Below are 18264 nucleotides of genomic sequence, written 5' to 3'. Positions count from 1 at the left end.
GTATCCGTCCGCCCACTAGTCTATTAGTACAGTTCCAGTCTGTTGCTAGGGAAGGGGCGGTGCAGGTCAGCGTGCGTGCGAACGTCCTGCGCGAAGCCCTCGAACGGGCCACCGGAGAGGTCGCGACGACCACCGGCAAAGCCCCTGGCGCTGTCCGCATCACCGTGACGATCCCGGAGCGGTGCACCGACGAGCAGTGGGCCGCCGTGCTGCGGGTCCTGAGGTCCGTGGCGCGCTGGGGCGCCAGTGACGGCTCCGGTCGCACCGTGGTCTGGGCCGAGGTCCAGGAGGACCCGTGCTGAAGCCGAACCCCGATCCCGACCCCGCATCCCGCGAGTCCCGCGAACCCCTGCCCGAGCCCGACGAGGTGCCGCGCTACCGGCGCTGCGGGCGGTGCGCCCGCTGCCACGGCGGCGGCCCCGGCGCGCCGCCGACCGGCGACTGCTGGTCCGACTACCTGGACGCCGTCACCGCCGTCCTCACCCGCGCCGCCGGCGGCTGAATCCGTTCGGGTGAATCCGTTCGGGTGAATCCGTCCGGTCGAAGCGCCCGGATGCGCAAACGCCGGGGCCGGCGCGGCGCCTCGCGGTACCGCGCCGGCCCCGGCGCACGAAAACCGAGCCTGTGTCAGCCCTGCGGCTGCTGCTGGGTGATGCAGTGGATGCCGCCGCCGTTGGCGAAGATCTCGCGGGCGTCGACCAGCTCCACCGTCCGGCCCGGGTAGGCCTCGGCGAGGATCGCGGCCGCCTCCTGGTCGCGCGGGTCGTCGAAGGCGCAGAGCACCACGGCGCCGTTCGCCACGTAGTGGTTGATGTACGAGTAGTCGACCGGCTCGCCCTCCTCGTCCAGCAGCACGGTGGGCGCGGGCAGTTCGATCACCTGGAGCGGCCGGCCCTGCGCGTCGGTGGAGGCCCGCAGGATCGCCACCAGCTCCCGGCAGACCTCGTGGTCCGGGTGGGCCGGGTCGGGCTGCACGTGGGCGACGACCACGCCGGGGCGGACGAAGGAGGCGACGATGTCGATGTGCCCGCGGGTGCCGAACTCGTCGTAGTCGCGGGTGAGTCCGCGCGGCAGCCAGATCGCCTTGGTGGTGCCGAGGAAGGCGTGCAGCTCGGCCTCGACCTCCTCGCGGGTCCAGTCGGAGTTGCGGCCCTCGCCGAGCTGCACGGTGTCGGTGACCAGGACGGTGCCCTCGCCGTCGACGTGGATGCCGCCGCCCTCGTTGATCAGCCGGGAGGCGAAGCGCTGCACGCCGGTGAGGCCGGTGATGTGCTCGGCGACGTCCTGGTCGTTGCCCCAGCGGGCCCAGGACTGCGCGCCCCAGCCGTTGAAGATCCAGTCCGTCGCGGCCACCGCGCCCTTGCCGTCGACCAGGAAGGTCGGGCCGATGTCGCGCATCCAGGCGTCGTCGAGCGGCCGCTCCACGATCTCCACCTCGGGGGCGACGTACTTGCGCGCCTCGTCGGTCTCGCCGGTGTTGACCACCAGGGTCACCGGCTCGTACCGGACGATCGTGTTGGCGACGGCGGCCCAGGCCTCGCGGCCGGCGTGCAGGTGCTCGGGGCTGTCGAAGGTGGGGTTGGCGGTCGGGAAGGCCATCCAGGTGCGCTCGTGCGGGTGCCATTCGGCGGGCATCCGGAAGCCGAGCTCGGCGGGAGTGGTCATGAGGGTGCGTTCCTATGCAGTGGTGGGGGTCAGAGGAAGTAGAGGCGGCTGAGCGAGACGCTGTCCGCGGGGTCGGAGCGCAGCGGTTCGCCGTCCAGCGAGACCAGGCCGGTGGTGGCCTCCACCTGGACGCGGCCGATGCGGGCGTTGCGGACCATGTCCTTGGGGCCGATGCCGCGGGTGCCCCGGACACCCACCCGGCGCCTGCGGGTGGGCAGTTGGTCGCCGGCGACGTCCAGGTAGGAGGCCCCGGCGGCGGCCTGCGAGACGAAGGCGACCGAGATGTCCGCGGCGGTGGCGCCGTGCGCGCCGAACTGCGGCCCCAGCACGAGCGGTTCGCAGCGGTCGGTGGACGCGTTGGGGTCGCCGACCACGCCGTACGCGGGGAAGCCGGCCTTGAGGACCAGCTGCGGCTTGGCGCCGAAGTGGTCGGCGCGCCAGAGCACGATGTCGGCGAGCTTGCCGACCTCCAGCGAGCCCACCTCGTGCGAGAGCCCGTGCGCGATGGCCGGGTTGACGGTGAGCTTGGCGATGTAGCGCAGCACCCGCTCGTTGTCGTCGCCCCCGGCTGTGGTGCCGTACGAGCCCTCGCCGTCCATGGGGCCGAGTTCGGCCTTCATCTTGCCGGCCATCGCGAAGGTGCGGCGCACCGTCTCGCCGGCCCGGCCCATGCCCTGGGCGTCGGAGGAGGTGATGCCGATGACCCCGAGGTCGTGCAGCACGTCCTCGGCGCCCATCGTGCCGGCCCGGATCCGGTCGCGGGCCATCGCGGCGTCGCCCGGCAGGTCGACCTTGAGGTCGTGCGCCGAGACGATCATGCCGAAGTGCTCGCCGAGGGCGTCCCGGCCGAAGGGCAGGGTGGGGTTGGTGGAGGAGCCGATGACGTTCTCCACGCCGGCCATCTTCAGCACGTTGGGGACGTGTCCGCCGCCGCAGCCCTCGATGTGGAAGGCGTGGATGGTGCGCCCCTCCAGCACCTTGATGGTGTCCTCGACGGAGAGGCACTCGTTCAGGCCGTCGGTGTGCAGCGCGACCTGGACGTCGTACTCCTCGGCGACCCGCAGCGCGGTGTCCAGGGCGCGGGTGTGCGCGCCCATGTCCTCGTGCACCTTGAAGCCGGAGGCGCCGCCCTCGGCGAGCGCCTCGATCAGCGGCGCCGGGTCGGAGGAGGAGCCGCGGCCGAGGAAGCCGATGTTGACCGGCCAGGCGTCGAAGGCGTTGAAGGCGTGCCGCAGCGCCCACGGGGAGTTGACGCCGACGCCCCAGACCGGGCCGAACTCCTGGCCGATGATCGTGGTGACGCCGGAGGCCAGCGAGGCCTCCATGATCCGCGGCGAGAGCAGGTGGACGTGGGTGTCGATGGCGCCGGCGGTGGCGATCATGCCCTCGCCGGAGACGATGGTGGTGCCCGTGGAGACGACGACCTCCACCCCGTCCATGGTGTCGGGGTTGCCGGCCCGGCCGATCGAGACGATCCGGCCGTCCCGGATGCCGATCGAGGTCTTGCGGATGCCCTGGACGGCGTCGATGACGACGACGTTGCTGATCACCACGTCGCAGGTCTCGCGGATCGCGGTGGCCTTGAGGTGCAGGCCGTCGCGGGCGGTCTTGCCGAAGCCGGCCAGGAACTCGTTGCCCGGCTCCTGCGAGTCGGACTCGACCCGGATGATCAGCCCGCTGTCGCCGAGCCTGATCCGGTCGCCGGCCCGCGCGCCGTGCACGGAGATGTAGTCGTGGGGACTGATCGAAGTCACGATTCGACCTCCGCGTCGTCGAAGCCGGTCAGGTAGCCGGTGGCGCGCGCCTTCTCCAGTGCGGCCTCCTTGGCCCCGGGCGCGTCCAGCGGCCCGTCGACCAGTCCGGCGAAGCCGATCGCGACCCGTGCGCCGCCGATCGGGACGAGGCCGACCTCGACGGTGGCCCCGGGGTCGAACCGCACCGAGGACCCGGCCGGCACGGCCAGGTGCGTGCCGTAGGCGGCGGCGCGGTCGAAGGCGAGGCGCGGGTTGGCCTCGAAGAAGTGGAAGTGCGAGGTGACCGAGATCGGTACCGCCGCGGTGTTGTGGACGGGCAGGACGACCGTCTCCTCGACGGGGTCGTAGCCGTCGCCGGACCCGGCCAGGGCGGCGCCGGGCGCCTCGTCGCCGAGCGAGCCGGCGCCGCGGAACGGGTCGTTGACCACGGCGAGCCGGGTGCCGTCGTCGAAGACCGCCTCCACCTGGATCACGGTGACCACGTCGGGCACGCCGGGCAGCACGTCGTCGGCGGAGAGCACCGAGCGTCCGGCCTCGATGGCCTCGGCGAGGCGCCGGCCGTCGCGGGCCGCCTCGCAGACGGTGTCGGCGATCAGCGCGGTGGCCTCGGGCACGTTCAGTTTCACGCCGCGGGCGCGGCGGGCGCGGGCCAGTTCGGCTGCTGTGAAGATCAGCAGCCGGTCCCGTTCGGTGGGGGTCAGTCGCACGGTTCCTCGCTCGCGGGTGCCGGTGGATGGTGGACGGTGTTAGAACGGCGTTCAAACATCGGGGCCCCATTGAACCCGGGCCCGGCCGTCGTGTCCAGCGTTGCCTGCCCGCGGGTGCTCCGCACGGCGGCGCGGCGGCGGCGGCCCGGTGGTGCTCCGGCGGCGGCCCGGCCGGGCTCCGGCGGAGCTCCTGCGGTGGTGCGGGCGTGCGCCGGGGGCGCCCGCGGCGCGGCCGGGTACGGCCCCGTGCGCCCCGTCAAACCTCGTCGGCCGTGTCCGGAGGATCACGCGGCCGCTCCCGAGCCCCGCTTCACCCCGGGTGGCCGGGACCGGGCTGTTGCGGGCCCCTGGGAATGGGCATGAGGACTTCCGACGGCTGGACGCCCCCGGAGGGGGAACGGGTGGGGCGTTCCTGAGCAGGGCGGGGGCGTTTTGATGGACGGTCAGCCACGTTTTCCGCACCGGCGGCCTCCGGTCGCCGGGCCGGGCGGCGGGCGCACGGGATCCGGCGGCCGCACCGTGCGGGACGGTGGTTCCGCCGAGCCGGGTGCGTCCGGTGCGGAGGTCGCCGCCGGTCCGGTGCGGGCGGGCGGTCCGCCGCCGCCGCGGGCCGCGCCCGACGGCGCCCCGCCCGCGGCGCGGGAGGTCGGCTGCGGGCTGCACCGCCGGCTGCACGCCGTCCTGGAGCCGGCCGAGCTGGGCGCCGTCGGCGCCGTCCGCCGCCGGCTGCGGGCCGTGCTCGACCGCTGGGGGATACCGCCGGAGCGGGCCGACACCGCGGAGCTGCTCGCCTCGGAACTGATCACCAATGCGCTGGTGCACACCCGGGCCGGCGCGGTGTTCGACGCGGAACTCACTCCGGACGGCCTGCTCCGGATCGAAGTCCGCGATGCCGCGACCGGACTGCCCGGGCGCCGCGCACCCGGCGAGTACGCCACCTCGGGCCGCGGACTGCTGCTGGTCGAAGCGCTGGCGGACGGCTGGGGAGTGCAGCTCCGCGGCGAGGGCAAGGTCACCTGGTTCGAGCTCGGACCGTCCTGAAACGTGTACGAACCGTCACCTCGACCCCATCTTTGCCCCGTCTTTGCGACACCCGGACGGTGCTCCGGGATTGCCGCCTTGCCGAACATACGACAGGCTAGTGAGAATGTGTGCGCGGTGTGCGGCGGGAAGAACCGATTCCCGACCGGCCCCACCGGCCGGCACACCGAATCCGATCACGACCCGGCCGTGCCGTCCCCCGGACGGCACGGCCTGCAGCGGCAGGAGACACATGGCGACAGAGCCCGAGCCGCAGGGGCCCGCGCGCCGGAGCCCACCGGCCCAGGCGGTGCGCACCGCCGCGGGCCACGCGCTGCGCACCGCGACCGCCGGCCTGCCCGTCCCCCCGACCGGCCGCGGCCTGTCCGGCCGCGGCGGCGACTCCACCCCCGACTGGCTCGAGCCGGCGATGGCCGCCAACGGCATCGGCTCGTTCGACTGGGACATCCGCCGCGACATCCTCGAGGGCGACCAGCGGGCCTGCGACATCCTGGGTCTCGACCCGGACCGCTTCGACCGCAGCTCCGCCGCCTTCCTCGCCCTGCTCCACCCCGAGGACGCCCCGGTCGTCAGCCGCCGGGTCGAGCGGGCCGTCGCCGAGCTCGGCCAGTGCGGCGCCTACTACCGCACCGTCCACCCCGGCGGCGAGATGCACGCCGTGCGCTTCCGCGGCCGGGTCCTGGCCGACGCCTTCGGCCGCCCCTCCCGGATGGTCGGCTTCGTCTGGGACGCCACCGTCGAGCTGCACAAGCGCGAGAAGGCCGGCGAGCTCGCCGCGCTGCGCGAGGAGCGCTCCCGGTTCATCAAGGAGGCCGCCCGGGCGCTGTCCGAGGCGGTCACCGTCCGTGACGTCGCCCGCGTCTTCACCGAGCTGCCGCTGCCCGGCCTGCCGCCGGACGGCCTGGTGCTCGCCTCCATGGAGGCCGGCCGGCTCGCCATCCTCGGCGCCAGCGGCTACCGCAGCGAGCTGATCGCCCGGCACGACCGCTCCCCGCTCGCCGCCGACCACCCGATGGCCTTCGCCGTCCGCACCCGCACCCCCGTCTTCATCGCCGACCGCGACGAGTACCGCGAGCGCTACCCGGAGGCGTGGGAGCAGCTCGGCGCCGGCACCGGCCGCAGCTCCTGGGCCTTCCTCCCGCTGGTCGTCAGCGGCCGGGCGATCGGCGTCTGCGTGGTCAGCTTCGACGACGACCGCGAGCTCGACGCCGACGAGCGCACCCTGCTCTCCACCCTCGGCGGCCTGGTCGCCCAGTCCCTGGCCCGCGCCCAGCTGCACGACGCCGAGCACGAGCTCGCCGCCAGCCTGCAGCGGGTCATGCTGCCGCGCGCCGTGCCCTCGGTGCCCGGCGTCACCACCGCCGTCCGCTACCTCGCGGCCGGCTCCGGCCTGCAGATCGGCGGCGACTGGTACGACGTGGTCCCGCTGCCCGGCGGCCACGTGGGCCTGGTCATCGGCGACGTCCAGGGCCACGACGTGCACGCGGCCGGCATCATGGGCCAGCTGCGGATCGCCCTGCGCGCCTACGCGGCCGAGGGCCACCCGCCCGCCGCGGTGATGGCCCGCGCCTCCCGCTTCCTCGCCGACCTGGACACCGACCACTTCGCCACCTGCACCTACGCCGAGGTCAACGTCGACTACGGCGTGGTCTACGCGGTGCGGGCCGGCCACCTCGACCCGGTGGTCCGCCGGGCCGACGGCTCGGCCTCCGTCCTGCCGGTCGCCGGCGGCCTGCCGCTCGGCGTCGACCCCGACGAGGAGTACCGGGTCACCCGGTTCAGCCTCGACCCCGGCGAGACCGTGCTGCTCTGCACCGACGGCCTGGTCGAGGCCCGCGGCATGGACCTCGACACCGGCTTCGACCGGCTCTGCGAGGCGGTCGCCGCACCGCTGCCGGCCCGCGACGAGTCCGCCCGCGAACCGCTGGAGGAGCTGGCCGACCGGGTCGCCGCCCGGGCCGCCGACTCCAGCGAGCGCGAGGACGACATAGCGCTGCTGCTGCTCCGCTGGGACGGCCCCTCCGGCGGCCGCGCCGCCCAGCAGCTGCGGCGCCGGATCGGCCAGGCCGACCTCGCCCGGATCTCCGAGCTCCGCGGCGAACTGCGGGACGCGCTGAGACGCTGGCAGGTGCCGGACCTCATCGACACCGCCGAACTGCTCTCCTCCGAGCTGGTCACCAACGCGATCCGGCACACCGACCGGGACGCGATGTTCACCGCCCGGCTCTACCAGGCGCCCGGCCAGGGCCGGGCCCGCCTGCGGGTCGAGGTCGAGGACGAGTCGGACCTGTGGCCGACCCGCCGCACGCCCGGCGAACAGGCCTCCTCCGGCCGCGGACTGATGCTGGTGGAGGCGCTCGCCGACGGCTGGGGCGTGGAGCCCCGCGGCTCCGGCAAGCGGATGTGGTTCGAGCTGTCCGCCGAGGGCCCCGCCCCGACGGACGGCCGGGGGTACTGAGGCCGGGGCGCGGGCCGCCCCGGCACGCTCCGGCCGATCAGCCGAACTGCTGCTCCAGGTCCTTGAGCTTCTGCTCCAGGGAGTCCAGGCGGGGGAGCGTCATGGTGTCCTCCTCCGGGGTCAGGTCGACGCTCGGCGGCGCCGGGCGGACCGGCAGCCCCGGCTGCGGGGCGGGCCGGGCCTCGACGGGTGCGGCGTCGACGGCTATGACGGGCTCCGTGCCGCCCGCCTCCAACTGCCGGGCGGCGGAACGCTGGCGCCAGCCCCCGTGGTGGCGGCCGATGGCGCGGATCTCGGCCCGCTCCCGGCGGCTGGCGAGCCGCCGGCGCTCCCGGTCGGCGGCGGCCGTCCGGCGGTCGTCGCGGACCTCCTCGACGGCCTCGTCCAGGGTGCGCACGCCCTCCAGCAGCATCAGCGACCAGGCGGCGTACGTCTCCCGCGGGGCCCGCAGCCAGCGGACGATCCGGATCTGCGGCAGCGGACGGGGCACCAGGCCCTGTTCGCGCAGGGCCGCCCGGCGGGTCTGCTTGAGCGCCCGGTCGAAGAGCACGGCAGCCGAGAGCGACATGCCGGCGAAGAACTGCGGCGCCCCGGCGTGGCCCAGGCCGCGCGGCGCGTGCACCCAGTTGAACCAGGCGGAGGCGCCGGCGAACAGCCACACCAGCAGCCGGGAGCCGAGCGCCGCGTCGCCGTGGCTGGCCTCGCGGACGGCGAGCACCGAGCAGAACATCGCGGCACCGTCCAGGCCGAACGGCACCAGGTACTCCCAGCCCCCGGAGAGGTTGAGGTTCTGCACGCCGAAGCCGACCAGGCCGTGGAAGGACAGCGCCGCGGCGACCGCGGCGCAGCAGAAGAGCAGGGTGTACGAGGCGGCCCCGTACAGGGATTCCTTGCGGCGGCGGCGTTCCTCCGAGCGCTCCCAGGAATCGGACCCGCCCGTCGCCGCGGCGGCCCGGTTGCGGGCGAACGCCACGAGGACGGCGGCGACCACCAGGAGGGCCGTGCCCGCCGCGCCCCAGCCCAGTGGTATGTCGGACAGTCTCATGACCTGAACCAGCCTCGCTTTCCTGCGTAGGGACGGCTGGTCCATGATGGCGGAGAATTCCGGTGCCGCAGGGCCGGATTACCGGCGATGCACCGGTGCGGGGGAATTATCGGCGAATATTCGAATGGCAATCACCTTTCCTGCTGCCGGGGGCAGGTGAAACACAGCTCGTTCGGGCTAACGGTGTAGAACAGACAGCAGGTGGACCGAGTGCGTGTACGCATTCCGTCGCCCGGACGGAAGGCGGCGCCGCCGACGAAGGGGGCCGGTCCGCCGCCGGGCAGCAGGGCGGTGAGCTCCGCGACCGCGCGCTCCTCCTCGCCGAGTCGGCCGGCCAGGAACCAGAGGCCCTCGACCACGTCGTCGGTGGCCGTGCCCCAGAGGGTCCGCGGGCCGCGCCGCACCCAGGGGCGGAACGCTGCCACCATCGGCGCCACGTGCTCGTGCACCGCGTCGAGCAGCTCGGCGCGCAGCGCGGCCTCGTCCGGCACGGTGCGCAGCAGGCCCTGGGTGGCCAGCGGGTCGCCCGGCAGGCCGACCAACTCGACCGGTTCCACGGTCAGTTCGCCGCGCGCCCGGTGGAAGGCGACCCGGCCGACCGGCAGCCGGGGCACCCGGCGCTCCAGGAACCACGGCAGGGTGACGGCCAGCGCCACCGGCCACACCCAGCGGTGGAAGCAGAACCCCGCCGCCACGTCGGGCCGCAGCGCGGTGCCGTGGTCGCGCTCGCCGGCCTCGGCGTCGAAGGCGATCGCGGCGCGGACGGCCTCCGGGTCGGCCGCCAGGTCTCCGGCGCGGGCCCAGCCGTCGCCGGAGGGCGGCGGCGCCAGCCGGACGCGCAGGGCGGGATGGGCGCCGGTCAGTCTGCGGTACGTGCCGGCGAGCGGCGGTTCGGGGCGGGCCGGCACCGGGGCGGCCTCGGCGGCGGTCAGGGTCATGCGGGCCCCAGCGGTACGGACGGGGCTCGGCGGAGCCCGGGGACGGCGTCGGCGGACCCCGTCCGGGGCACTGCTCGCCCCGGACAGGTAAGCCTTACCTTAGCTCACGTCCGCCGCGCTGCCGAGGCCGCCCGGTCGGGCATCGGACCCGTCGATGCCCGGGCGCACCGGGGGAGCGGCCGCGCGGTGCGCCCGGACCGCACCGCGCACCCGCCCCCGCTCAGGCCGTCCCCGGCGCCCGGACCACCGCGCCGTCCTGGGCCGCGCCCTGCGGCGGGACCTGCAACCGGCCGGCCAGCCAGACCGGCACCCCGCCGAGGGCCTGGACCAGCCGGGCCGCCTCGGCCCGCAACCGGACCGCCTCCGCCGGCTCGACGACGTCCGCGAGGGCGGCCAGGGCCGGCGCCACCCCCACCGTGAACCCGAGCTCCTCGCGCAGCCGCAGCGAGGCGCGGAACCCCTCCCGCGCCCGCTCCCGGTCGCCGCCGGCCATCGCCAACCCGGCCAGGTGCCGCCAGGTGTAGGAGCAGAGCAGGTCGTCGTGGCGCTCCACCGCCGCGTCGTGCGCCCGGCGGTAGGCGATCCGTGCCGCCGCCGGGTCGTGCAGCAGGTTCTCGGCGACCAGGCCGCGCCGGAAGTCCAGCAGCGGGCGGCCCGGCGCGTCCGGGGGCAGCAGCGCGGAGGTCCGCCCCAGCGCGGCCTGCGCCTCGTCCAGCCGGTCCCGCCGCCCCAGCACGCTCGCCACGTACGCCAGGAACCCCCGGGCGCAGGCCGCGGCGGCACGCTGTCCGGGTGCCGCCGCCCCCGCCTCGGCGAGGCGCAGCGCGGCCTCCGCCTCGGCCCAGTTCGCAGCCGTGAACATGCACTGCTCGATGAGGAGTTCGGCCCGCTCCAGCGCGGCGGCCGGATCCCGTCCGGCGTGCGGTCGCAGTAACTCCGCAGCCTCCTGCCAGCATCCGCGCGACCGCAGCCGCCATACGGCGTCCGCGACGCCCCCCGGGGCCGTTCCGTGCTCCGACAACGCCACCTCCTTGTGTGCGCCATCCGGCAGGACAGGCGCGGGCCGTCCCCACGGCCGCGCTGTGGCCGCAATTCAACACGGGGGCGCGCTTGTGCACCAGATCACGAGCGGCACGGATTGCGGAGTGGCACCCTCCGCCGCGGCGGGGGTCAGGACGTCCAGCCGGTCTCCATCAGCGCCTCGGCGGCGCCGTTCGCCGGCTGCGGGATGCCCGACACGTCCAGCGTGAACAGCGCGACCAGCAACTGTTCGCCGCGGACCACCGCCTGGTGCGAGTAGCCGGCCAGGGTGAACATCGCCGACGCCATCTCCTCGCTGTGCAGCGTCTGCATCCACAGGCACTCCACGGCCTTCACGTCCGCCGGGTCCGGCCAGGTGTCCACCTGGGCCACCATCCGGGAGCCGAGCAGCGTCACCGCCTCGCGGTCCTGGCCGTCCGTCAGCTCCAGGTCCTCGAAGCCCAGCCACTGCAGGTAGTGGGCCGCGGCCGGCAGCGCGTCCTGGGGCGAGCGGACCGGCTGCGGACGGAACGGCGGCCGCATCAGCCGGTGCCGGCCCGACGGCGACGCCGGCTGCTCCGGCGGCACCGCCGTGGTGTACGGGCGGGCACCCACCGGCCGGCCGGCCGCCCCCGCGGAGGGCAGCCGCGGCGCCCGGTCCACCGGCAGCCGCACCGTCGCCCCGCAGTTGCAGGTGTACTCCGGCTGCGGCCACTGGTCGTTGCGGCCGCAGTGCGGGCACCGCATGCTCAACCAGGAGTCCTCCCAGGAGCGGAAGCGCACCTGTACCGGCACCCCGCCGCGCAGCAGCGGCACCCGCAGCTGCGCCCCGCACGGACACGGCAGGCTCGGCGCCTCGTACACGTGCTCGGCCCGGCAGGCCGGGCAGCGGATCGCGGTGCCACCCGCGGACGGGGCGGGGCCGGGCACCCGGTCGCTGAAGTCGTCGGGCTGCGGCACTGCGGTCATGGCTGGCACCGTCCGTTCGGTGTCGGCTGGGCAGGTCACCCCCATCTTCGCTGATCCGGGCAGGTGGTGGAACGGGTTACGGCAAACCTCGGGGGGAGTCGGGGGGCGTACGACCCGTCGGCGGCGGCGCCCCCGCCGAACAGCGGGGGTGCTGGTGAACGAGGCGTACGCGAGGGGCCAACGTTCCTGCGCCGCAAGCCGGTTCATCCGGCGGACGCGGACCAGCGGGCCAGGTCCTCCGGAGTGTCCAGGTCGTCCGGCACCGCCACGTCGCCGCACTCCACCAGGAGGAGCCCCCCGGCGTGCGCGGCCAGCAGGGCGCGCGCCCCCGCGTCCCCGGTGGCCCCGGCCGCCGCCTCCGCGAAGTACCGCGCCCCGATCAGCACCGGATGCCCGCGCCGTCCGCCGTACGCCGCCGCCACCAGCTGCCCGCCCGCCCGGTGCGCCGCCAGCAGTCGCCGCACCGCCTCCGGCGTCACCCCCGGGGTGTCCACCAGCATCACCAGCACCGCCGGCGCACCGGCCGGCAGCGCCGCCAGCCCCGCCCGCAACGAGGATCCCATCCCGCTCTCCCACGCCGGATTGTCGACCAGCAGGCAGTCCCCCGTCCGCGCCCGCGCCCGCACCTCCTCCCGGGCCGCCCCCAGCACCGCCACCACCGGCCCGCAGCCGCCCGCCCGGACGACCTCCAGCGCATGCTCCAGCAGCGGCCGCCCGCGGTGCTCCACCAGCGCCTTCGGCCGCCCGCCCAGCCGCCGCCCGCCGCCCGCCGCCAGCACCAGGGCCGGAATCCGCCGATCACTCATGCCCCCAGTCTCCCGACCCGGCCGCCGCAACGGCAGTTGGACGATCCGACAAGGCGACCTCGCAGGTCAGCGGCGGACACCGGAACTTCCGCCGCTGGCCGTGACCCCCGCCCGCACCCTGTACTGGGCGCATGGCACCCCGCTCCACCGCTCCCGGCACCGCGCAGCCCCCCGGCGGCCCGCTGGTCGACCGCTACGGCCGGATCCACACCGACCTGCGGATCTCGCTGACCGACCGCTGCAACCTGCGCTGCACCTACTGCATGCCCGCCGAGGGCCTGAACTGGCTGCCCCGCCCCGAACTCCTCACCGACGACGAGGTCGTCCGGCTCGCCGGGATCGCCGTCCACCGCCTCGGCATCCGCAACCTCCGCCTCACCGGCGGCGAACCGCTGCTCCGCCGCGGCCTGCCCGGTCTGGTCGCCGCCCTCACCGCCCTCGACGGCCCGGACGGCGGTCCCGAGCTCTCGCTCACCACCAACGGCATCGGCCTCGCCCGCACCGCCGCCGACCTGAAGGCCGCCGGCCTGCACCGGGTCAACGTCTCCCTCGACACCCTCCGCCCCGAGCGGTACACCGAGATCACCCGCCGCGACCGGCTCCCCGACGTCCTCGACGGACTCGCCGCCGCCCGCGCCGCCGGCCTCGACCCCGTCAAGGTCAACGCCGTCCCCGTCCGCGGCGTCAACGACGACGAACTCCGCGACCTCGTCGCCTTCGCCGCCGAGCACGGCTACCGGATGCGCTTCATCGAATCCATGCCGCTCGACGCCCAGGGGGCCTGGGACCGCACCCGCATGGTCACCGCCGACGAGATCCTCGCCGACCTCGGCGGCCGCTGGCAGCTCGTCCCGGTCGGCCGGCACGGCAACGCCCCCGCCGAGGAGTGGCGGATCGCCGGCACCGACACCGTCGTCGGCGTCATCGCCTCCGTCACCCGGCCGTTCTGCGGCGGCTGCGACCGCGTCCGGCTCACCGCCGACGGCCAACTGCGCAACTGCCTCTTCGCCACCGAGGAGTCCGACCTGCGCGCCCTGCTGCGCGGCGGCGCCGACGACGACCGGATCGAGGCCGCCTGGCGGGCCACCATCGCCCGCAAGGGCCCCGGCCACGCCATCGACACGGCCGGCTTCGTCCGCCCCGACCGCCCGATGTCCGCGATCGGCGGCTGACCCGGCCCGTCCCCGCCACCCCCGCGGCTTGACCCGGTACGACGGGCCCTGCTCTGCTGGTGCGCCGTCACCGCCACACCGTCGGGGGAGAACCCGTGCGCGCCCGCCCTGCCACCGCCCTGTCCGCCCTGCTGCTGCCCGCCCTCCTGCTCACCGCCTGCACCTCCGGTACCCCCGGCAGCTCCACGGACCACGCCCAGAGCGGCGCCGTCGGCACCAGCCCGCTGCAGAACCCGGACGGCACCAGGCCCGGCCTCGCCCCGCTCACCTCCGCCGCCGACCACAAGGCCGGCCGCGACCTGATCGGCAAGGTCCGCACCGCCGCGGCCGGCCCCCGGACCGGCTACGACCGCGACCAGTTCGGCCCCGCCTGGACGGACAACGTCGACGGCACCGCCCTCGGCCACAACAACTGCGACACCCGCAACGACCTGCTCGCCCGGGACGGCCGCTCCGTCCAGCACAAGGACGGCTCCGCCTGCACCGTCACGTCCATGACCATCCACGACCCGTACACCGGGAAGGACGTGCAGTGGACGAAGGCGCAGGCCACGAAGATCCAGATCGACCACGTGATGCCGCTCTCCTACGACTGGCAGATGGGCGCCGCGAAGTGGGACAAGGCCAAGCGGGTCAAGATCGCCAACGACCCGCTCAACCTGATCCCCGCCGACGGCCCGCAGAACTCCGCCAAGGGCGACTCCGGCCCCTCCGAGTGGCTCCCCGCCGACCCGAAGATCCGCTGCTCCTACGTCGTCCGCTTCGCCCAGGTCGCCCTCAAGTACGACCTGCCGGTCACCCCGGCCGACAAGCAGACCATGCTCGCCCAGTGCAGCTGACAGGTCCCGCGAACCCGAGAAGGGGCGCGGGGAACCGCGCAATCCGGGAACGGCGTACCTGACGGCGCGGGCGAACCCGCAAAAAGGGGCGCGGGGCACTGTGCGGGCGGGAGGTGACGGTCCGTACCTTCCGCTGCGCGCAGTTCCCCGCGCCCCCAGTGGCTTGCCCCACGTGTCCGGCGGCCCCTGGGGGGTTCGCCCTGCTGTCGAGCCTTCCCTACTCGGTCGCCGTCAGGTCGTAGAGGGTGGTGTTCCCCACGGTCTTGGCGGTGAAGTTCTCCTGGACCCAGCTCGTGATCTGCGAGGAGTCGGAGGAGCCGCCCATGCCGCCCCCGCCACCGCCGCCGAAGCCTCCGCCGCCGATGAACCAGTGCACCTTGCCTTCCTTCACGTACTGCTGGAACCGGGCCAGGGTCAGCGAGGGGTCGGTGCCGTTGAAGCCGCCCAGGGCCATCACGGGCTCACCGGTGGCGAGCTGGTAGCTGGCCTGGTTCTGCGAGCCGACGGCGGCCGCCACCCAGGTGTACTCGTCGGCGTCCTGCTTGAGCAGGGCGGAGAGCTCGCTGCTGACCTGGGCGCCGTTGAGCAGTCCGCCCATGCCGCCCGGCCCGCCCGCGCCGCGTCCGGTCCGGCTGTCGCCGCCCGTCCCGGTGCCGGGGAAGCCCTGCCCGTTCATGCCCGGGAAGGCGTTCTGGCCGTTCTGGCCGGTCGTCCCGGGGAAGCCGTTCTGACCGTTCATGCCGGGGAAGCCCTGCCCGTTCATGCCGGGGAAGCCGCCCTGACCCTGGGCCTGGCCGGTCTGGCCGCCCTGCGTGCCCGGAGGGAAACCCATGCCGCCGCCCGCCCGGAACCGGCCGCCGCCCGGGCCGCCGAAGCCGCCGCCCTGGACCTGCGGGCCGGCCGTGACGATGGAGCCGCTGTGCCCGGTGGAGACGGTCTGCAGGGCGTAGGCGGTCGGCCCGCCGAGGGCCGCGGCCAGCGCGGCGATCCCGGCGACCGTGGCCAGCCGTGCCCCGAGCGCCCCGCTCAGCCGTCCGGCGAGCGGCAGCGCCACCGCGGCGGCGAGGCCGCCGATCAGCACGGCCCACCGCAGCCACGGCACGAAGTCGGCGCTGCGTCCGAGCAGCACGTACGCCCAGACCGCGGTGACGGCGACGGTGCCGCCGAGCAGGGCGGCGTACGGCAGCCGGTGCCGGGCCCGCCAGAGGCCGTCGGCGCCCATGCCGACGAGGGCGGCGACCGCGGGGACGAGGGCCACCGTGTAGTACTGGTGGAAGATGCCGGACATGAAGCTGAAGGTCAGCGCGGTGCAGACCAGCCAGCCGCCCCAGACCAGGAAGGCGGTCCGGGCGCTGTCGGTGCGCGGGTGGCGGCGGGTCGCCCAGAGGCCGACCACCAGCAGGATCAGGGCGGCGGGCATCAGCCAGGCGATCTGTCCGCCGATGTCGCCGTCGAAGAGCCGGGTGATGCCGGTCTCGCCCCACATGCCGCCGCCGGCGCCGCCGCGGCCGCCGCCGCCGACGCTGCCGGTCTCGTTGCCGGTGATCCGTCCGAAGCCGTTGTAGCCGAAGGTCACCGAGAGGAAGTCGTCGTCCTGGGAGCCGCCGATGTAGGGGCGGGCGGAGGCGGGGACGAGCTCGACGATCGCGACCCACCAGCCGGCGGCGACGACCATGGCGAGGCCGGCCCACAGCAGCTGCCGGAACCGGCGGCCGAGGCCGGTGGGGGCGGTGACCAGGTAGACCAGCGCGAAGGCCGGCAGCACCAGGAAGGCCTGGAGGGTCTTGGTGAGGAAGCCGAAGCCGAACATCACGCCGGCGAACACCAGCCAGCGGGTGCTCGCCGTCTCGGTCGCCCGGACGACGCCGTACGCGGCCAGGGTGAGCAGCAGCACCAGCAGCGCGTCCGGGTTGTTGAACCGGAACATCAGGGCCGCGACCGGGGTGAGCGCCAGTGCGGCGCCCGCGACCAGGCCGCCGACCGGGGAGAAGCGGCGGCGCACGGTGGCGTACACGGTGGCGACGGTCGCCACGGCCATCAGCACCTGCGGTGCGAGGATGCTGCCGGAGCTCAGGCCGAACAGCCGCACCGAGAGGGCCATCGGCCACAGCGACATCGGCGGCTTGTCGACGGTGATGAAGTTCGCCGCGTCGGAGGAGCCGTAGAAGAAGGCCTTCCAGCTCTGCGAGCCGGCCTGGACGGCGGCCGAGTAGAAGGAGTTCGCCCACCCGGAGGCGGTCAGGTTCCAGAAGTAGAGGGCGGCGGTCGCGGCGAGCAGCGCCAGGAACGCCGGCCGGACCCAGCGCGGGTCGTCCGCGCGGCCGCGCCAGGCGCGGGCCGGCAGGGTCCGCAGCCGGCCGGCCCACGACCCGGGCCCCTTGGGGCCGCGCGGCGGCAGCTCGGCCGGCGGGAAGAGCGGTTCGACCGTGGCCTGCCGGTCGGCGGGCGCCGGCGGCGGGTAGTTCGCGGCCTCGGGCCACGGTTCGCTGGTCGGAGGTACGGAACTGGTCGTGGTCATGGGGGATACGCTGGCGGCGCAGGCTGAGAGCCCGATGAGAGCGGCCTATGAGCCCGGTGTGATCTTCTTCGGCCCCGGGGGACGGTCCCGGCGGGGCCGTCGGTGCGTCAGCCGGCGGGCGCGGGCGGTGCCAGGCGGCGGCCGAGCCACTCCAGGGCGGGCGGGATCTCCCGCGTCCAGGTCCGGAAGTTGTGGCCGCCGGTGTCCAGGGTGATGGTGGACATCCTGGTCGGCGCCTTGAAGGCGCCGACCATCTTCTGGGTGGCGCCGTAGTTGTGCTCGTCGTAGCTGGTGGCGAGCAGCAGCGAGACCGGCGCGGCGGGCTGCGTCCGCAGCCGCCACAGCAGGTCGTTCTCCTGCTTCAGGTGCGGCTTGCCACCGAACAGGTCGCCGGTGGTCGGGTCGGTCGGGGCGCTGTAGTAGCCGGAGAGCGAGATCGCCGAGCGGTACGAGTCGGGCTTGCGCAGGGCGAACTTCAGGGCGCAGTAGCCGCCGGTGGAGTCGCCGACGGCGGCCCGGGCCTCGGGCCGGTCGAGGATGCGGTAGGTGCCGGCCATCGCGCGCGGCAGGTCCTCGGTGAAGAAGGTCTCCACCTGCGGGCCGCCGGGGACGTCCATGCACTCGGTGTCCCGGTTGCCGCCCAGGGTGGGCCGCATCATCACCAGCACGGTGGGCGGCAGCTGTCCGGCCTGGATCGCCTTCAGCGTGGAGTCCGGGTACTCCAGCAGCGAGATCAGCTTCTCCGCGGAGCCGGGGTAGCCGGAGAGCACCAGCGCCATCGGGAAGCGGCTGTGCGCGTAGGCGGGTTGGAAGTACTGCGGCGGCAGGTAGACGTAGGCGGGGGTGCCGGTGAGGCGGGAGGCGGCGCCGCGGATGCGGACCTGTTCGATCACCCCGGAGCGGTCCTGGGCGGAGCCCTGCGAGGAGTACATCTTCTGCTGCCCCAGGACCGACACGGCGCGGCCGCCGGGTTCGTGGTCGACGACGGTGCCCGGCTTGCCGTCGGTGCCGAGCAGGTCGCCCCAGGTGGTGTAGAAGCCGAAGTAGGCGTTGGCGATCAGGCCGATCGCCGCGAACACGGCGAGCTGGGTGCCGAAGAACGCGCCGAACCTGCCGAGCCAGGACTTCCAGCCGCGGCCGGCCAGCTTCGGCCAGAGCCACATGGTGGCGGCGAAGGCGGCCACGGCGAGGACGACGGCGAGGACGCGCAGCGGCAGTCCGGTCAGGCTCAACACGCGTTGATCGTAGAGGACTGCCAGAAAGCACTCAGAACGCCCCCAGGCGGTGTCAAGAATGTGCACGGACGGCCCGCGTGGCAGTGGACCTGACGGA

At 74.8% G+C, this 18264-nt stretch carries 16 protein-coding genes; 6 read left to right on the top strand and 10 right to left on the bottom strand.

Features of this window, described 5'->3' with window-relative positions; all coding sequences use genetic code 11:
• Positions 1-59: 59 nt before the first annotated feature.
• Together AB0O09_RS05415 and AB0O09_RS05410 are read left to right on the top strand one after the other, a co-directional pair.
• On the top strand, positions 60-302 hold the full coding sequence (locus tag AB0O09_RS05415; RefSeq protein ID WP_363540308.1) for a hypothetical protein: 243 nt from the start codon (positions 60-62) through the stop codon (positions 300-302).
• Positions 296-502 carry a hypothetical protein gene (locus AB0O09_RS05410; protein WP_363540307.1) on the top strand — a complete coding sequence of 69 codons (207 nt, stop codon included), beginning with the start codon at positions 296-298 and terminating at the stop codon, positions 500-502. The genes AB0O09_RS05415 and AB0O09_RS05410 overlap by 7 nt, the downstream gene beginning before the upstream one ends.
• Before the next feature lie 125 nt (positions 503-627).
• Here AB0O09_RS05410 and AB0O09_RS05405 read toward each other — a convergent pair whose 3' ends face one another.
• From AB0O09_RS05405 to AB0O09_RS05395, 3 genes are read right to left on the bottom strand one after another with little or no spacing between them, the layout of a single operon-like run.
• Positions 628-1665: an agmatine deiminase family protein gene (locus AB0O09_RS05405; RefSeq protein WP_363540306.1), complete on the bottom strand. Its 1038-nt coding sequence runs from the start codon at positions 1663-1665 to the stop codon at positions 628-630.
• Between the two features lie 29 nt (positions 1666-1694).
• A complete protein-coding gene (locus tag AB0O09_RS05400) occupies positions 1695-3410 on the bottom strand; it encodes an urease subunit alpha (protein ID WP_363540412.1) in 1716 nt (571 codons plus the stop codon).
• Between the two features lie 5 nt (positions 3411-3415).
• Positions 3416-4126: an urease subunit gamma gene (locus tag AB0O09_RS05395; protein ID WP_363540305.1), complete on the bottom strand. Its 711-nt coding sequence runs from the start codon at positions 4124-4126 to the stop codon at positions 3416-3418.
• Between the two features lie 519 nt (positions 4127-4645).
• On the opposite strand from AB0O09_RS05395, the gene AB0O09_RS05390 reads away from it, so the two are divergent.
• Positions 4646-5167: an ATP-binding protein gene (locus tag AB0O09_RS05390; protein WP_363540304.1), complete on the top strand. Its 522-nt coding sequence runs from the start codon at positions 4646-4648 to the stop codon at positions 5165-5167.
• A 232-nt stretch (positions 5168-5399) separates the two neighbouring features.
• Entirely contained in the window at positions 5400-7625 is a 2226-nt protein-coding gene (locus AB0O09_RS05385) for a SpoIIE family protein phosphatase (protein WP_363540303.1), read from the top strand.
• Positions 7626-7662: 37 nt separating this feature from the next.
• Here AB0O09_RS05385 and AB0O09_RS05380 read toward each other — a convergent pair whose 3' ends face one another.
• The 5 genes from AB0O09_RS05380 to AB0O09_RS05360 all read right to left on the bottom strand — a co-directional run bounded on the left by AB0O09_RS05380 (position 7663) and on the right by AB0O09_RS05360 (position 12403).
• Positions 7663-8670 (bottom strand): DUF2637 domain-containing protein, encoded by a 1008-nt coding sequence (locus AB0O09_RS05380; RefSeq protein WP_363540302.1) that lies wholly within the window; start codon positions 8668-8670, stop codon positions 7663-7665.
• A 131-nt stretch (positions 8671-8801) separates the two neighbouring features.
• Positions 8802-9608 carry a (2Fe-2S)-binding protein gene (locus tag AB0O09_RS05375; protein WP_363540301.1) on the bottom strand — a complete coding sequence of 269 codons (807 nt, stop codon included), beginning with the start codon at positions 9606-9608 and terminating at the stop codon, positions 8802-8804.
• Positions 9609-9828: 220 nt separating this feature from the next.
• A complete protein-coding gene (locus tag AB0O09_RS05370; protein WP_363540300.1) occupies positions 9829-10629 on the bottom strand; it encodes a hypothetical protein in 801 nt (266 codons plus the stop codon).
• A gap of 149 nt (positions 10630-10778) precedes the next feature.
• Positions 10779-11597 carry a hypothetical protein gene (locus tag AB0O09_RS05365; RefSeq protein WP_363540299.1) on the bottom strand — a complete coding sequence of 273 codons (819 nt, stop codon included), beginning with the start codon at positions 11595-11597 and terminating at the stop codon, positions 10779-10781.
• A gap of 203 nt (positions 11598-11800) precedes the next feature.
• Positions 11801-12403 (bottom strand): nucleotidyltransferase family protein, encoded by a 603-nt coding sequence (locus AB0O09_RS05360; protein ID WP_363540298.1) that lies wholly within the window; start codon positions 12401-12403, stop codon positions 11801-11803.
• A 131-nt stretch (positions 12404-12534) separates the two neighbouring features.
• Here AB0O09_RS05360 and moaA point away from each other — a divergent pair, with 131 nt between their 5' ends.
• Complete coding sequence (moaA, locus tag AB0O09_RS05355; RefSeq protein ID WP_363540297.1) at positions 12535-13575, top strand: GTP 3',8-cyclase MoaA; 1041 nt, start codon at positions 12535-12537, stop codon at positions 13573-13575.
• 95 nt (positions 13576-13670) lie between these two features.
• Positions 13671-14414, top strand: coding sequence for an HNH endonuclease family protein (locus tag AB0O09_RS05350; RefSeq protein ID WP_363540296.1), 744 nt, complete (start codon positions 13671-13673; stop codon positions 14412-14414).
• A gap of 217 nt (positions 14415-14631) precedes the next feature.
• On the opposite strand, the gene AB0O09_RS05345 is transcribed toward AB0O09_RS05350, so the two are convergent.
• Both AB0O09_RS05345 and AB0O09_RS05340 read right to left on the bottom strand, forming a co-directional pair.
• Entirely contained in the window at positions 14632-16932 is a 2301-nt protein-coding gene (locus tag AB0O09_RS05345; protein ID WP_363540295.1) for a glycosyltransferase family 39 protein, read from the bottom strand.
• 107 nt (positions 16933-17039) lie between these two features.
• A complete protein-coding gene (locus AB0O09_RS05340) occupies positions 17040-18167 on the bottom strand; it encodes an alpha/beta hydrolase-fold protein (protein ID WP_363540294.1) in 1128 nt (375 codons plus the stop codon).
• Between the last annotated feature and the right edge of the window lie 97 nt (positions 18168-18264).

This window comes from Kitasatospora sp. NPDC093679, from assembly GCF_040683455.1.
GTDB lineage: Bacteria > Actinomycetota > Actinomycetes > Streptomycetales > Streptomycetaceae > Kitasatospora > Kitasatospora arboriphila.
The sequence above is the reverse complement of the archived record's forward strand: the minus strand, read 5'-3'. Positions and strand labels throughout refer to the sequence as shown.

Coding starts and splice junctions, on each gene's coding strand:
- AB0O09_RS05405 (WP_363540306.1), bottom strand. CDS start 1,665: ATGACCACTCCCGCCGAGCTCGGCTTCCGGATGCCCGCCGAATGGCAC.
- AB0O09_RS05385 (WP_363540303.1), top strand. CDS start 5,400: ATGGCGACAGAGCCCGAGCCGCAGGGGCCCGCGCGCCGGAGCCCACCG.
- AB0O09_RS05380 (WP_363540302.1), bottom strand. CDS start 8,670: ATGAGACTGTCCGACATACCACTGGGCTGGGGCGCGGCGGGCACGGCC.
- AB0O09_RS05375 (WP_363540301.1), bottom strand. CDS start 9,608: ATGACCCTGACCGCCGCCGAGGCCGCCCCGGTGCCGGCCCGCCCCGAA.
- AB0O09_RS05365 (WP_363540299.1), bottom strand. CDS start 11,597: ATGACCGCAGTGCCGCAGCCCGACGACTTCAGCGACCGGGTGCCCGGC.
- AB0O09_RS05360 (WP_363540298.1), bottom strand. CDS start 12,403: ATGAGTGATCGGCGGATTCCGGCCCTGGTGCTGGCGGCGGGCGGCGGG.
- moaA (WP_363540297.1), top strand. CDS start 12,535: ATGGCACCCCGCTCCACCGCTCCCGGCACCGCGCAGCCCCCCGGCGGC.
- AB0O09_RS05345 (WP_363540295.1), bottom strand. CDS start 16,932: ATGACCACGACCAGTTCCGTACCTCCGACCAGCGAACCGTGGCCCGAG.